At 33.0% G+C, this 14,442-nt stretch carries 13 protein-coding genes and 1 tRNA gene; 2 read left to right on the top strand and 12 right to left on the bottom strand.

Going from position 1 to position 14,442, the window contains the following annotated elements; all coding sequences use genetic code 11:
* Positions 1-45: 45 nt before the first annotated feature.
* Positions 46-2,397 (bottom strand): sodium-translocating pyrophosphatase, encoded by a 2,352-nt coding sequence (locus APS56_RS08400; protein ID WP_054727135.1) that lies wholly within the window; start codon positions 2,395-2,397, stop codon positions 46-48.
* A 272-nt stretch (positions 2,398-2,669) separates the two neighbouring features.
* On the opposite strand from APS56_RS08400, the gene rpe reads away from it, so the two are divergent.
* A complete protein-coding gene (rpe, locus tag APS56_RS08405) occupies positions 2,670-3,332 on the top strand; it encodes a ribulose-phosphate 3-epimerase (protein ID WP_054727137.1) in 663 nt (220 codons plus the stop codon).
* On the opposite strand, the gene APS56_RS08410 is transcribed toward rpe, so the two are convergent.
* The 3 genes from APS56_RS08410 to APS56_RS08420 all read right to left on the bottom strand — a co-directional run bounded on the left by APS56_RS08410 (position 3,329) and on the right by APS56_RS08420 (position 5,056).
* Positions 3,329-3,745 carry a CBS domain-containing protein gene (locus APS56_RS08410; protein WP_054727139.1) on the bottom strand — a complete coding sequence of 139 codons (417 nt, stop codon included), beginning with the start codon at positions 3,743-3,745 and terminating at the stop codon, positions 3,329-3,331. The two genes, rpe and APS56_RS08410, sit on opposite strands and share 4 nt — an antisense overlap.
* Before the next feature lie 78 nt (positions 3,746-3,823).
* Positions 3,824-4,243 carry a CBS domain-containing protein gene (locus APS56_RS08415; RefSeq protein ID WP_054731281.1) on the bottom strand — a complete coding sequence of 140 codons (420 nt, stop codon included), beginning with the start codon at positions 4,241-4,243 and terminating at the stop codon, positions 3,824-3,826.
* A gap of 75 nt (positions 4,244-4,318) precedes the next feature.
* Entirely contained in the window at positions 4,319-5,056 is a 738-nt protein-coding gene (locus APS56_RS08420; RefSeq protein ID WP_236778399.1) for a zinc-dependent peptidase, read from the bottom strand.
* A gap of 384 nt (positions 5,057-5,440) precedes the next feature.
* On the opposite strand from APS56_RS08420, the gene APS56_RS08425 reads away from it, so the two are divergent.
* Positions 5,441-5,839, top strand: coding sequence for a hypothetical protein (locus tag APS56_RS08425; RefSeq protein ID WP_054727143.1), 399 nt, complete (start codon positions 5,441-5,443; stop codon positions 5,837-5,839).
* A gap of 82 nt (positions 5,840-5,921) precedes the next feature.
* On the opposite strand, the gene APS56_RS08430 is transcribed toward APS56_RS08425, so the two are convergent.
* The 8 genes from APS56_RS08430 to APS56_RS08465 form a co-directional block, all read right to left on the bottom strand.
* Positions 5,922-5,995, bottom strand: a tRNA-Arg gene (locus tag APS56_RS08430).
* Between the two features lie 30 nt (positions 5,996-6,025).
* Complete coding sequence (locus tag APS56_RS08435) at positions 6,026-6,478, bottom strand: GatB/YqeY domain-containing protein (RefSeq protein ID WP_054727145.1); 453 nt, start codon at positions 6,476-6,478, stop codon at positions 6,026-6,028.
* Between the two features lie 144 nt (positions 6,479-6,622).
* Positions 6,623-8,596 carry a cell division protein FtsZ gene (gene ftsZ, locus APS56_RS08440; RefSeq protein WP_054727147.1) on the bottom strand — a complete coding sequence of 658 codons (1,974 nt, stop codon included), beginning with the start codon at positions 8,594-8,596 and terminating at the stop codon, positions 6,623-6,625.
* A 70-nt stretch (positions 8,597-8,666) separates the two neighbouring features.
* On the bottom strand, positions 8,667-9,983 hold the full coding sequence (ftsA, locus tag APS56_RS08445; protein WP_054727149.1) for a cell division protein FtsA: 1,317 nt from the start codon (positions 9,981-9,983) through the stop codon (positions 8,667-8,669).
* A gap of 3 nt (positions 9,984-9,986) precedes the next feature.
* Positions 9,987-10,679: a cell division protein FtsQ/DivIB gene (locus APS56_RS08450; RefSeq protein WP_349267470.1), complete on the bottom strand. Its 693-nt coding sequence runs from the start codon at positions 10,677-10,679 to the stop codon at positions 9,987-9,989.
* Between the two features lie 16 nt (positions 10,680-10,695).
* Complete coding sequence (murC, locus tag APS56_RS08455; RefSeq protein WP_054727152.1) at positions 10,696-12,048, bottom strand: UDP-N-acetylmuramate--L-alanine ligase; 1,353 nt, start codon at positions 12,046-12,048, stop codon at positions 10,696-10,698.
* 1 nt (position 12,049) lies between these two features.
* Entirely contained in the window at positions 12,050-13,156 is a 1,107-nt protein-coding gene (murG, locus tag APS56_RS08460) for an undecaprenyldiphospho-muramoylpentapeptide beta-N-acetylglucosaminyltransferase (RefSeq protein WP_054727154.1), read from the bottom strand.
* A gap of 55 nt (positions 13,157-13,211) precedes the next feature.
* A complete protein-coding gene (locus APS56_RS08465) occupies positions 13,212-14,405 on the bottom strand; it encodes an FtsW/RodA/SpoVE family cell cycle protein (RefSeq protein ID WP_054727156.1) in 1,194 nt (397 codons plus the stop codon).
* Between the last annotated feature and the right edge of the window lie 37 nt (positions 14,406-14,442).

A 14,442-nucleotide genomic window follows, 5' to 3' on the forward strand; every position in this document is an offset into this window, starting at 1 on the left:
TGATGTGGTTCACAGCTTAGTTTAATTTAGTTTAGTTGTATCTATTTAGCTGTTTTGGTCTTTTTTTAAATTTGAAATATTTTGATTAATGCCATTTACTGTTTCATAAACAATAACGTCTGTTGGTATTTTTTTAACATCATTAACAATTGATTTTGCAACATTTGCTTCTCCATTATGAAGCTCTGCAGAAACCTCTTGTGTCGTTTTAACTGTTGAAATCATCTCAGTTTTATCTTCTTCATTTTGAATATAATTAGCAACGTCATCTGAATTAATAGCAATACTTGGCGCAATGACTAATGCAACAACCGACATTAATTTTAATAGAATATTTAATGAAGGTCCTGAAGTGTCTTTAAAAGGGTCACCCACTGTATCACCTACAACGGCTGCTTTATGAGCATCAGTTCCTTTTCTTCCTTGCTCCTCTATAGTTTTTTTAGCATTATCCCACGCGCCTCCTGCATTAGATTGAAAAATTGCCATTAGCACACCACATGTGGTAACACCAGCTAATAGCCCTCCTAACATTTCGGCCCCGCCAATAAACCCAACTGCTACTGGTACAGCAATAGCTAATAATCCTGGCAAGACCATTTCCTTAATAGATGCTTTTGTTGAAATATCTACACATTTATCATATTCTGCTACACCATCAGCCGCATCAAAAATAGCTCTATCTTCTTTTGAAGCTTTAGTCATATCAGAATCATATTTACGCATTATTATTAAAGCTGCTTTTAATTCTGGAATATCTCTAAATTGACGACGTACTTCTTCTATCATGGCCATAGCGGCACGACCTACGGCATTCATTGACAATGCTGAAAATACAAATGGCAACATACCACCTACTAACAACCCTGCCATAATATTAGGCTTAGACACATCAATAGCCGTTACATTGGCCGTTTTCATAAAAGCAGCAAACAAAGCAAGTGCTGTTAATGCGGCTGAAGCAATGGCAAATCCTTTTCCAATGGCTGCAGTTGTATTACCTACAGCATCTAATTTATCGGTACGTTCACGAACTTCACTTGGCAATTCTGCCATTTCTGCAATACCTCCAGCATTATCTGAAATTGGTCCATAAGCGTCTACTGCCAATTGAATACCGGTATTAGCTAACATCCCAACTGCTGCAATAGCAATACCATACAATCCAGCAAAATGATAGGACACTAAAATAGCAGCTGCAATCAATAAAATTGGAATTGCTGTAGACATCATCCCAATACCTAAACCTGCAATAATATTTGTAGCGGCACCAGTTTCAGATTGTTTCACTATAGAATTTACTGGTTTAGTACCAGTTCCTGTATAATATTCAGTCACTTTCCCTACTGCCAAACCTGCTACCAAACCAGCTATAGTTGCCCAAAATACACCCATAGCACCAAATGGTAAACCATTAACACTTTCAGGAATCAATGTATTGATAATAAAATAAGAAGCTATAACCATTAAGCCCGCGGAGCCAAATTCACCTATATTTAAAGCAGTTTGCGGGTTCCCTCCATCTTTTACTTTTACAAAAAATGTTCCAATAATTGACATAATAATTCCAATTGCCGCTAATACTAGAGGTAAATAAACAGCTCCTAATCCTGAAAAATCTGGAGTGATAATAAAAGCACCTAATACCATGGTTCCAATAATAGAACCAACATACGATTCAAATAAATCAGCTCCCATTCCGGCTACATCTCCCACATTATCACCTACATTATCTGCAATAGTTGCAGGGTTTAAAGGATGATCTTCTGGAATACCAGCTTCAACCTTACCTACCAAATCGGCTCCAACATCAGCAGCTTTTGTATAAATACCTCCTCCAACACGTGCAAATAGGGCTATAGAAGATGCCCCCAAGGAAAAGCCAGAAAGTACATTTAATACCATTGATAAATTTTCTGGACCAGCCCATATATTTTGATACACTACAAATAAACCACTTAATCCTAAAACACCTAAACCAACAACTCCAAGCCCCATAACTGCTCCTCCTGCAAAAGCAACCTCTAAAGCTTTTCCCAAAGACGTTCTTGCGGCACTTGTAGTTCTAACATTTGCCTTAGTAGCCACTTTCATACCTATAAATCCTGCTAATGCAGAGCATATTGCTCCTACAATAAAGGACACAGCTACCATACCATGAGAGCCTATTTCATTATTTCCTTTAAAATATAATAAGATAGCAACTGCAACAACAAATATTGATAATATTTTGTATTCTGCTTTAAGAAAAGACATAGCACCATCTGCTATATTTTTAGCAATCCTAATCATTTTTTCTGTTCCTTGATCTTGTTTTGTTACCCATGCACTTTTAATAAATACAAACAAAAGTGCCAAAACACCGAAGAGTGGCAAGCCCTGAATTATTAAATCCATTTTTTTAGTTAGTTTAAATTAATATTTCTTAAAAATAAAGCTAAAAATAGGCAAATATGTGAAATAAAAAAAGCTGAAATTCAATTAAGATTTTTTTTAATTTTTATTTTTAATAAGACTCATTATTTCAATTTAAAAGGGTGTTAAAAAAGCCCCAATAAGACATTTCACACTTATTTAAAACAAATTATCAATTTGAATAAACTATCTTTTAAAGACAAATTCTGTCAAGTTCTTTTCTATCTTTGCCAAAAATTAGAAAAATATTCCAAATGAGTTCTAAACTTATAGCTCCTTCAGTTTTAGCTGCAGATTTTGCAAATCTTCAACGCGATATAGACATGATAAACCAAAGTGAAGCCGATTGGTTTCATATTGACATTATGGACGGCGTTTTTGTACCTAACATTTCGTTTGGAATGCCCGTTCTGCAAGCCATTAGCAAACATGCTAAAAAAACCATTGATGTACATTTAATGATTGTTGACCCCGATAGGTATATTAAAACATTTGCTGAATTAGGAAGTGATATTTTAACCGTTCACTATGAAGCATGTACTCATTTACATAGAACGCTTCAAGCAATTAAAACAGAGGGCATGAAAGCGGGAGTTGCGCTAAACCCTCACACTAATATAAATGTGTTAGAAGACACCATAACTGACATTGATTTGGTTTGTATTATGAGTGTAAACCCTGGTTTTGGTGGACAAAGCTTTATTGAAAACACTTATGACAAAGTCAAACAACTAAAAACTTTAATAACACGCAAAAACGCAACTACACAAATAGAAATTGATGGCGGTGTAACAAATAAAAACGCTAAAGCTCTTGTTGAAGCTGGAGCAGATGTATTAGTTGCAGGCAGTTATGTTTTTAAAAGCAGTAATCAAACCGAAACTATTAAAAACTTGAAAGCTATTGCAAATTCTTAAAATTGCTTTAAAAAATATTTGAGTAAATCTCTTGTGGTAATAATACCCATTAACTCTCCGTTATCCACAATTGGCAATACATGAAATTCTTTATTAGCTAAAATTTTTGTAGCTTCTTTTATTGTAGTATCACTCGTTATAGTCGTTATTTCTTTTGACATAACTTGCTCAACACTATAGTTTTTAAGGACTACAGAATCAACATTTCTTCCATTACTTTGCAACTCTGCTTGACTAATACGCATTATATCTGTATAACTTACCATACCAATTATAACCCCTCCAGACACCACAGGAAGATGCTTGATTTTATGTCTTTTAAAAAGTGTTTCAACTTCTGCTATGTTATCAGACATTGTTAATCCAATAACATTTTTAATCATTATATCAGATACCGGTGTAAGAAAGTTCATTTTATTCTGCTTTAAATTACAAACAAATTTAATTAATTAATAGGTGTTGTTTCATGATAAAAATCATTCAACTAAAAATTAAAACTGTTTTAATAAATATTTAATCAAATCTGTAGTGGTTACAATACCTACCAATTTATTACGAAAAACAACAGGCAAAGCATGAAATTCTTTATCTGCTAAAATTTCAGCCACCTGTTTAATAGAATTTGAAGGTGATACGGTTAACAAATTATTCTTCATAACTTGCTCTATAGTAAACATTTGATACACCATAGATTCCATATGATGACCATCCACCTCAATGGCATCTGCAAAGCTAATGCGAAGTAAATCTGTATAACTTAGCATCCCTACAATAACGTTGCCCGCAACAACTGGAATATGCCGGATTTTATGTTGTTTAAATAAACGTTCAGCTGTTTCCAAGCTATCATCTTTACTTAAAGTAATAACATCTTCTGTCATTATTGTTGAAATTGGCGCTTTTCGTATCATGGCTTTTCGGTTTAATTTCATTTTAAAATTAAAAAACTAAAATCTATAAAACCATGATAAAAATCATAAGCAGCATCAATAACCTAAGAAATTAAAATTAAGCATTTGTTTAACCTTATAATAAACTTCAGGAAATTGACTTCTAAATTCGTCTGGCGTTTCAATAAAATTTTCAACAATAACTGCAAAAAATTCAAATTGATTGGTATATCCATACGCCCTAAAATACTCAGAATCTAAAAGTTTTAACCGCAAGCTTTCCTTTTGACTTAATAAATCTGTCAATTCTTGAAATAAATCGCTAAAAATCGTTGAACTCACATCCCGCTCCTTAATACTATTCAAATGAATGGCATGAGCAAATTCATGAATTCCCAAATTTACATTATCATGTGAATCTTCATAACCTAATTTAAAATCTTCCCATGACAATACGAGTGCCTTTAGTTTTGGATTAAATTCTCCTTTATGATATTCATTATTAATTTTAGAAAAAAAACGGGTGGGATAAATAACTATTTTGCTAATCAAACCAATATAGAAATCTCTAAAACCAAAAGTTAACATAATACCAGTAGCAGAAATTAACACTTTCATTTTATCAGTAACAACAACACCATCTCTACCAATAAAATCCTTATCATTAATAAAACTAGCTACCCGATGTTCAAAATGTTTTTTCTGCTTTCTTGTTAATTTTTTATAAAACACAAAATGATTTTCAAGAAATGATTTTTGATTTTTATTTAGTTTTTTTAATGTGAAATATAAATGGGTGTAAAATGGTTTTCGGTATTTTAAAACATATGCCATTTCTATCATTTTAACTAAAAAATGAATCATCATATAAAGTAAAATTGCAAAGAATATACCTAAGATGACTTTGCTTTCAAAAGAATAATTTTCTAAAATCATAAAAACCTGCATAGACTGCTTAATGCATTTATTAAGTAAAAATTGTCAATTTAAAAGTACTGAAAAGAAATTAATTAAATACTACACAAATACCAGCTCGTATATAGAGCAACAAAACCTAATCAATTTTAAAAAAACTGATTAGGTTTTGTACTTGTGACCACGAAGGTTTTGTACAATGTTCTACATATATTTGTATTGTTTCAGATTGTATATATAAGAACATACATAGACAATGATTAGTAAACTAAAACGATATATTTCATTTAAACCAAATAAAATATGCAAAATTTTTCACCTATAAAGAAAAGAATACTTCAATACATTGAATACAAACACATTAGTAAATATAAATTTTATCAGGAAACTGGTATAACTAGAGGCGTTTTAGATAAAGACAGCGGTATAAGTGAGGATAACATAGCGAAATTTATCGCATACGATAAAACTATTAACTTGGAGTGGCTTTTAACTGGTGTTGGAGAGATGATAAAAAGAGAAACTGTTTCAAATGAATCTCAAGCAAAAATATACTCTAACGATAAAGACGAGTACATAATAAGACTACAAAGAGAGAAGATAGAATCCCTAGAAAAGGAGATTAAGCTTTTAAAAAAAGAATGTGCAAAAGCTTCTAATTATGGAGTTACTACTAAGTCCTGTGAAAAACTAAAAAAATAAATGTCGAACAAATGTTACGCAAAATCCATTAAACAAAAAAATCGCAACAAGCTAAAAATTAGCACATTACGATTTTATTTTGTGACCGCGAAGGGATTCGAACCCCCAACCCTCAGAGCCGAAATCTGATATTCTATCCAGTTGAACTACGCAGCCATTGCTCTTATCTAAGTAAGTGCATGTATTTTATTTAGATAATTGTATTTTTACAATATTAGAAATAGTTTTTCCATCAGCTTGACCACCTAATTCTTTACTTGCCATTCCCATAACCTTCCCCATATCCTTCATACCTTCTGCACCAACTTTTTTAATGATTGAAACCACCACTTCTGTAATAGCCTCTTCACTTAATGCTTCTGGTAAAAATTGAGCAATCACTTCTGCTTCTGCCAATTCTGGAGCTGCCAAATCTTCTCGACCTTGGTCCAAGTATATTGACGCACTATCTCTACGTTGTTTCACTTGCTTTTGAAGTATTTTAAGCTCTTGCTCTTCAGTCAATTCTTCTTTAGCACCGCTCTCTGTTTGAGCTAATAAAATAGCAGATTTCACAGCACGCAAAGCCGTTAATGCGGTTTGATCTTTAGACTTCATAGCTTCTTTCAAAGCTGACATTATATCTTGTTGCAAACTCATATTCAAAATTTTATTAGAATGCGAATATACTAAGAAAAAATGATTCTATCCTTCGCAAAAGTGACAAAACAATGATGAAAAAACCCGAAAAACTAAGGGAGTTTTTCGGGTTTATGATTAAGTTAAATAACGTAAATTAACACATTAATCTACGTTATCGTGCAAATAAGAATTATTACTTCTTAATTGTATGTCGTCATTATCATCCAAACCAACACTTGTTCTAGAAATATCTGTTTCAGAAGAATGCTTAGCATCATTTAAATTGACACCCTGCCGTCTATAAGCAGGCACTTTTTCAATATCATCAATCTTTGCGTTATTGAATTTATAATTAAAATCTTTCATTTTAAGTCTACGCTCTGCGGCACGTTCTTTAAGCATATCTGAAATTGGACTATTCATAGGATCAACCTCTTCTGAAGGAGCCTCTTCCACAACTTCTTTTTTTACTGTTTTCTTTTCAAAAACAATATCCTGATCAATATTCTCTACAACCTCTTTAGTAGCAGTTTTCTTTTTATTGATTGATGATTCAACCTCATCATAATCATCCAAAACATAGCGCACATCTCCTTTTTCACTGGATTCAGTCACTGTTAAAAGTTCAATAGGATCTTTAACAAAAATTTCTTTGACATCATCTTCATTAAGATCATATGAAATCACTTCTTCTGCTTCAGACTCCTCAACTTCCTTTTTGTCTGTTGACATCGGGAAATCAAAAGTTAATGTAACTTGTTCATCTTCTTCCACAATCACTTTAACATCTTCTTTAGTAGACATTTTTGTTACAGGCTTTATAACAAAATCCTCTTCTTCTTCAATAACGGCATCAACTTCATCATAAACAACCTTGATATTTCTAATGATTTCTGAAGTTGGAATTAAATCAAAATCAGCGTCAGGATCGCGCAATTTTTGCTTATTGACTAAATTGTTTTCAAAATTGCTTAGCTGATCATCTTCATCAAGTTCCAATGTGTGTTTAACAACTTTAGACTCTTGTTTCTTTTCAAATTCAATAACAGGTGCTATTATGACAGGGTCTTTTTCTTTTCCTTGAAGTTCTTTATCATCTTCTAAAGAATGTATAACTTTTTTAGTTTCAGTATTAGAAATTTCATCTTGCTGCTCAACATTAAAACCCGTTGCAATGATGGTTACCGCAATAGATTCTTCTAAAGACTCATCTTCACCAACACCCATAATAATATTAGCACCGTGACCTGCTTCATTTTGAATATGATCATTAATTTCACCTATTTCATCAATGGTAATTTCATGAGAACCAGAAACAATAAGCAGCAATACATTTTTAGCCCCAGTAATTTTGTTATCATTCAATAAAGGTGAATCCAAAGCTTTGCGAATGGCATCATTGGCACGGTTTTGTCCTGAAGCCAAAGCTGACCCCATAATAGCTGTACCACTATTACTTAATACAGTTTTAGCATCGCGTAAATCGATATTTTGAGTATAATGATGTGTAATAACTTCAGCTATACCACGAGCAGCAGTAGATAGAACTTCATCTGCTTTTGAAAAACCAGCTTTAAAGCCCAAATTCCCATAAACTTCACGAAGTTTGTTATTATTGATAACAATGAGTGAATCAACAACATCTCTTAATTTTTCTATACCTTGTTGCGCTTGTTCAATACGCATTTTACCTTCAAACTGAAATGGCATGGTTACGATACCCACTGTTAATATCCCCATATCTTTAGCCATTTTACCAATAATTGGAGCAGCACCTGTACCGGTACCTCCACCCATTCCGGCTGTTATGAAAATCATTTTAGTATTAGAATCTAACATTTGTGAAATATCTGCACCACTTTCAACTGCTGATTGCTCTCCTATATCTGGATTTGCTCCAGCTCCTAAACCTTCAGTTAGGTTAAGACCTAATTGAATTTTATTAGGAACACCACTATTTTGAAGTGCTTGTGCATCAGTATTACAGATATAAAAATCTACACCTTTTATACCTTGTTGAAACATGTGGTTGATAGCGTTACTACCACCGCCACCAACACCAATAACTTTAATAACATTTGATTGGTTTTTAGGCAAATCAAATGCTATGCTTTCGAATTCTTTGTTGCTGCTCATAAATTCTATTTTTTTGGGGTTTTGTACTTAATTTTATTTTTATTCAATGGTTGATTCTAATTTTTTAATTCTACTCAGCATTATCTAAAAAATCTTTAACTCTTTCAGTTAGTTTATCTAAGAAAGAACGTCTTTCTTTTACTGGTTTTTCTTTAATTTCTTCAGGTGAAGCTTCTTCTACTTTTTCTTTTTCAACTTGAATTTCTTGCTGCTCAATTTTTTTTCGGTCTTGGCGCTTCAAACCATCTAATACCAATCCTACTGCGGTAGCAAACAATGGACTTGTTACTTCTCCATCACTATTACCAGCCAAATGCTCATTAGGATAACCAATACGAGTATCCATTCCTGTAATGTATTCTACCAATTGCTTCAAATGTTTTAATTGCGCCCCGCCACCTGTTAAAACAATACCTGCTATTAGTTTTTTCTTTTGTTCTTCATGTCCGTAGTTTTTAATCTCGGCATATACCTGCTCAACAATTTCTACCACACGTGCATGAATAATTCTTGAGAGATTTTTGAGGGTTATCTCCTTAGGCTCACGTCCTCGCAACCCTGGTATAGAAACAATTTCATTATCTTTATTTTCACCAGGCCATGCGGACCCAAATTTTATTTTTAGTAATTCTGCTTGTTTTTCAATAATAGAACAACCTTCTTTTATATCTTCGGTAATAACATTGCCTCCAAACGGAATGACTGCTGTATGACGGATGATACCATCTCTAAAAATAGCCAAATCTGTGGTACCACCTCCAATATCAATCAAAGCAACTCCTGCTTCTTTTTCTTCTTGGCTTAAAACAGCATTGGCTGATGCTAAAGGCTCTAAAGTGATGCCTTCTAAATTCAGTCCTGCACTTTGAATACAGCGTCCAACATTTCTTATAGAAGATACTTGCCCAACTACCACATGAAAATTAGCTTCCAATCTGCCTCCATACATCCCAATAGGTTCTTTAATTTCGGCTTGCCCATCTACCTTATATTCTTGAGGTAATACATGAATGATCTCCTCACCAGGAAGCATTACTAATTTATGAACCTGGTTGATAAGTCTATCAATATCACTTTCATCTATAACCGATTCTGAATTGGGTCTGGTTATATAGTCACTATGCTGTAAACTACGAATGTGCTGACCTGCAATACCAACAGTAACACCGTCAATTTTGGAATCTGCAGCAGCCTCTGCTTCTTGAACAGCTTGCTGTATTGATTGAATCGTTTGAGTTATATTATTTACCACACCACGGTGCACTCCTAAACTTTTAGATTTTCCAATACCTAAAATTTCAAGTTTACCGTATTCATTTTTACGACCAATCATAGCCACAATTTTTGTGGTTCCTATATCTAATCCTACTGCTATGTTATGCTCCATGGTTTATTTTTTGGTACATACGACTTGGTTGTCAAATTGTAAATTAACTCTACTATAATTATTCAATGTCTTTTCTTTAAGGTTTTTTTGATAAAACGCTTTCAAATTATTTATTTTTTTATCTAAAAAATGGATGCTTCCTAATTTTACTAAAAATGAGCATTGTCTTAATTTTAGATACAATTCATTATTATTACTTTGATGAATTTCTATAACATTAGTCCTCAAGAATGAATCTTTCTCAATTTTTTGAGCTACAGTAAAAACATTTTTTAAATTGTTTTTTTCAACATAACCTGTAACCAGTGGCACTCTAGCGGAATAATTTTTAGATAAAGGCATATAAAAACCTTCATCATCTATATAGTAAGACGCATTTGTACTAACTCTTGCAATAGGTCTTTTTTGTTCTATATCAGCAGTAAGCACCCCATTAACAGAAACATACACTTCTGCTGATTTTACCATTGGATTAGAATTCAGGGCATTTTCTAAAGTATTCAAAGCTAAAGTTTCTTTGCTTTTATTTTTAACTCCTTCCTGATTTACTATTAACAATTTACTAACATTTTCATGGGTAACAAAAAGGTTATTATCACCTATAAAATTGATAGCAATTTCAGACACCTTTCTATCTCCATTTTTATTTGAAGCAAATGCAAATAAGAAGACAACCAAGCCCAATAACATTATCATTTTTATGTAGGTCCAATTAACTTTCAACTGTAAATTCTTTTTTAATTTTTTTCACCTCTTCGCCTATATCTCCCGCCCCAATAGTTAAAACTATTTGAGAACGACTGTCATGTATCTCTGCCAGTAAATCTTTTTTACTAACTACTTTTTTATTTTTATTATCTATTTTATTTAATAACCACAATGATGTTACACCTTCAATTGGCAATTCCCTTGCAGGGTAAATATCTAATAATATAACCTCATCAAATTGTGATAAACTTTTTGCAAAATCATCAACAAAATCACGCGTTCTACTAAACAAATGTGGCTGAAAAACGGCTAACACTTTTTTATCAGGGTACATTTCCCTAACCGCCTGATGTACTGCATTTATTTCCTCTGGATGGTGTGCGTAGTCATCAATAAAAACAAAGTCCTCAGTTTTAATATGATAGGTAAATCGTCGTTTCACACCCTTATAAGATGCTAAAGCTTTGGCGAGCTGCCAGTGAGGGCAACCGTATTCTACAGCCATCGCCAAGGCTATTAATGCATTCGACAGATTATGTCTACCAGGTAGGTTAAATTGTATATTTTCAATTATTGTTTCTGGTGTTTTCACATCAAAAACATAGCTTCCATTTTCTATTTTTATATTTTTAACAGAATAATCAGACTCATCGTCAATTCCATAAGTTATCCCTTTTATCGGCAAGCCATTTCTAACAAATAGTTTTCCTGTTGATTTCACTTTTTTAGAAAAGTCTTCAAAGGATCTCGTTACCTCTGAAGCATCACCATAAATATCTAAATGATCTGCATCCATAGACGTGATACATGCAATGTCTGGAGATAAAGTTAAGAAAGACCTATCAAATTCATCAGCTTCAACCACTGAAACTTTAGTACCATTTTCAATAAAATTAGAATTATAATTTTCAGAAACACCACCTAAGAAAGCGGTTAATGGCACATTACACTCATACATTAAATGCCCTAAAATACTGGTTGTTGTGGTTTTACCATGCGTACCTGCAACAGCCAAACAAAAGGTGTTTTCTGTTATTAAACCAAGTACCTGAGACCGTTTTAAAACCTGAAAACTATTATCTATAAAATATTGATACTCTTTATGTCCATTTGGAATGGCTGGCGTATACACTATCAGCGTATTCTCTTTACTCAAAAAAGTAGTATTTATATTTTCAATGGCATCTTCAAAATGAATATCTATACCCAAAACCCCCAAACCATCAGTTATATCCGTTTGAGTTTTATCATATCCTGCTACTTGCTTTTTATTAGCATGAAAATAACGCGCAAGCGCACTCATTCCTATACCACCGATACCAAGAAAATAAACATTATGTATATTATTTAAATTCATTTTAATTTTTCAAAAGTTTTTCAACTTCATCAGCTATTTGCTTTGTTGCATTTACCAATGCGAGTTTCTTTATATTTTTACCTAATTGTTTTTGCTTCTCTGGTGATGCTACTAATAGCGAAAAGTTATTTTCAAAATCAGCATTTAAATCTTCTTCTTTTATTATCAAAGCTGCTTCTTTATCAACTACAGCCATTGCGTTTTTTGTTTGATGATCTTCAGCTACATTAGGTGATGGTATAAAAATTACAGGCTTACCAACTATACACAGTTCTGAAACAGAACTTGCACCAGCTCTTGAAATAATAACATCTGCAGCAGCATAAGCCAAATCCATGTTGTTCAAAAACTCATAAACTTGAACATTTTTAGTATTGCTATATATTTTATACTGCTGATAATACAACTTCCCACATTGCCAAATAATCTGTACGTTTTGAGTGTCTAAAAAATCCAGCTCTTTCTCTATTAATTCATTAACTCGCTTAGCCCCTAAACTACCTCCTAACACTAAAAGCGTATGCTTACCTTGTTTCAAATTGAAAAAGTTTTTTGCTTCATCCGTTTTAGTATCAATATCCAATAAGCCCTGACGCACTGGGTTTCCCGTTTTTATGATTCTATCTTTTGGAAAAAATCGCTCCAATCCATCATAAGCCACACATATTTTTTGTGCTTTTTTGGATAATAGTTTATTAGTTATTCCAGGGTAAGAATTTTGCTCTTGTATTAAACTAGGAATCCTATTTAAAGCCGCCATATAAAGTAGTGGTCCACTAGCAAACCCACCTGTTCCAATAGCTACATCTGGCTTAAAATCTTTTACAATTTTTCTTGCTCCCCACAAACTATGTATCAATTTAAATGGAAACATTAAATTTTTAAAAGTCAGTTTCCTCTGAATTCCAGAAATCCAAAGCCCTTTAATAGCATACCCTGCTTCTGGCACCTTATCCATTTCCATTCTATCCTTTGCCCCTACAAACAAAAATTCTGCATTTGGCATACGCAATTTTAACTCGTTAGCAATGGCTATAGCTGGATAGATATGACCTCCCGTACCTCCGCCAGACAAAATGATTTTATATGTTTTATTTTTGTTATTCACTTATTTTTAATAAACACTTAGACAACGCCTAGTGTGATATTTCACCCCTTTATATTTATATAGCTTCAGAAAGAATTTCCAAAGGATTCTCTTCCATTTCTTCTTGTTCTTTAATTTCTTCTCTTTTAGCACTTACACTTAAAATGATACCTACCGCTAAACAAGTCATCCAAATGGAAGTCCCTCCACTACTTATTAGTGGCAAAGTTTGCCCTGTGACTGGAAATAACTCCACAGCAACCGCCATATTTATTAAGGCCTGAAACACAATTGGCAATCCGACACCTAACACCAATAGCTTGCCGAATATAGTATCCGATTTTTGCGCCACAATTACAATTCTGAAAAGCAACCACATATAAAGAATCATCAATCCAAAACCTCCAATCAACCCATATTCTTCAATGATAATTGCAAAAATAAAATCTGAAGAAGACTGTGGTAAAAAATTCTTTTGAATACTTTTCCCAGGTCCAACCCCTTGAATACCACCTGATGCAATGGCTATTTTAGCTTTTTCAATTTGATAATCAGCTTCAGTTACCTCATCATTAGAAAAACTTTCTATTCTACTTACCCAAGTATCCACCCTATTAGGCATAATATCTGGAAATGCTTTTGCTGTTAAAACAAATAATGACAACACCAAAACACCAGACCCTAAAATAACTGCAAGATACCTTATAGGATAGCCACCCAAGAAAACCAACATAATAACCATTAAAAACATAATAGCTGCTGTTGAAAAATTTGCTGGAAGAATGAGTATCAGTACAAAAAAAACTGGCGCCCAAAGCGGCAAAATAGTATTTTTAAACGTAATATCTTTATCCTGAATTTTGGACATGTATCTTGCTACATATACCATAAGCACAACAGATGCTAAAGTTGATGTTTGAAATGACATACCTACAATTGGAATTTGAATCCACCTACTAGCATTAGCCCCTTCAATAGTTGTTCCTTGCAACATTGTAACCCCCAACAACACTAAAACCACAGGAATCATTATTAATGACAACCCTTTAAAATACCTATACGGCACTTTATGAACCCCATACATAATAACAAAACCTAAAAGTAAATGCATAAAATGTTTTACAAAAAACCCAAAAGTATTACCATCACTACCTCTATAAGCTAAATTACTAGCCGCACTATATACTGGCAAAAACGACAAAATAGCCAATAAAGCAACTATAGCCCAAATTAACCGATCTCCTTTTATGTTTTTAAATAATGTTTGCATCCTTATAATTACTTCCCAACAATTTTCTTTTTACTTA

The sequence above is a fragment of the Pseudalgibacter alginicilyticus genome (genome assembly GCF_001310225.1).
Lineage (GTDB): Bacteria > Bacteroidota > Bacteroidia > Flavobacteriales > Flavobacteriaceae > Pseudalgibacter > Pseudalgibacter alginicilyticus.

Bases quoted from the DNA above. Each gene is read 5' to 3' on its own strand.
- APS56_RS08400 (WP_054727135.1), bottom strand. From the start codon at position 2,397: ATGGATTTAATAATTCAGGGCTTGCCACTCTTCGGTGTTTTGGCACTT.
- rpe (WP_054727137.1), top strand. From the start codon at position 2,670: ATGAGTTCTAAACTTATAGCTCCTTCAGTTTTAGCTGCAGATTTTGCA.
- APS56_RS08410 (WP_054727139.1), bottom strand. From the start codon at position 3,745: ATGAACTTTCTTACACCGGTATCTGATATAATGATTAAAAATGTTATT.
- APS56_RS08415 (WP_054731281.1), bottom strand. From the start codon at position 4,243: ATGATACGAAAAGCGCCAATTTCAACAATAATGACAGAAGATGTTATT.
- APS56_RS08420 (WP_236778399.1), bottom strand. From the start codon at position 5,056: ATGGCATATGTTTTAAAATACCGAAAACCATTTTACACCCATTTATAT.
- APS56_RS08425 (WP_054727143.1), top strand. From the start codon at position 5,441: ATGCAAAATTTTTCACCTATAAAGAAAAGAATACTTCAATACATTGAA.
- APS56_RS08435 (WP_054727145.1), bottom strand. From the start codon at position 6,478: ATGAGTTTGCAACAAGATATAATGTCAGCTTTGAAAGAAGCTATGAAG.
- ftsZ (WP_054727147.1), bottom strand. From the start codon at position 8,596: ATGAGCAGCAACAAAGAATTCGAAAGCATAGCATTTGATTTGCCTAAA.
- ftsA (WP_054727149.1), bottom strand. From the start codon at position 9,983: ATGGAGCATAACATAGCAGTAGGATTAGATATAGGAACCACAAAAATT.
- APS56_RS08450 (WP_349267470.1), bottom strand. From the start codon at position 10,679: ATGATAATGTTATTGGGCTTGGTTGTCTTCTTATTTGCATTTGCTTCA.
- murC (WP_054727152.1), bottom strand. From the start codon at position 12,048: ATGAATTTAAATAATATACATAATGTTTATTTTCTTGGTATCGGTGGT.
- APS56_RS08465 (WP_054727156.1), bottom strand. From the start codon at position 14,405: ATGCAAACATTATTTAAAAACATAAAAGGAGATCGGTTAATTTGGGCT.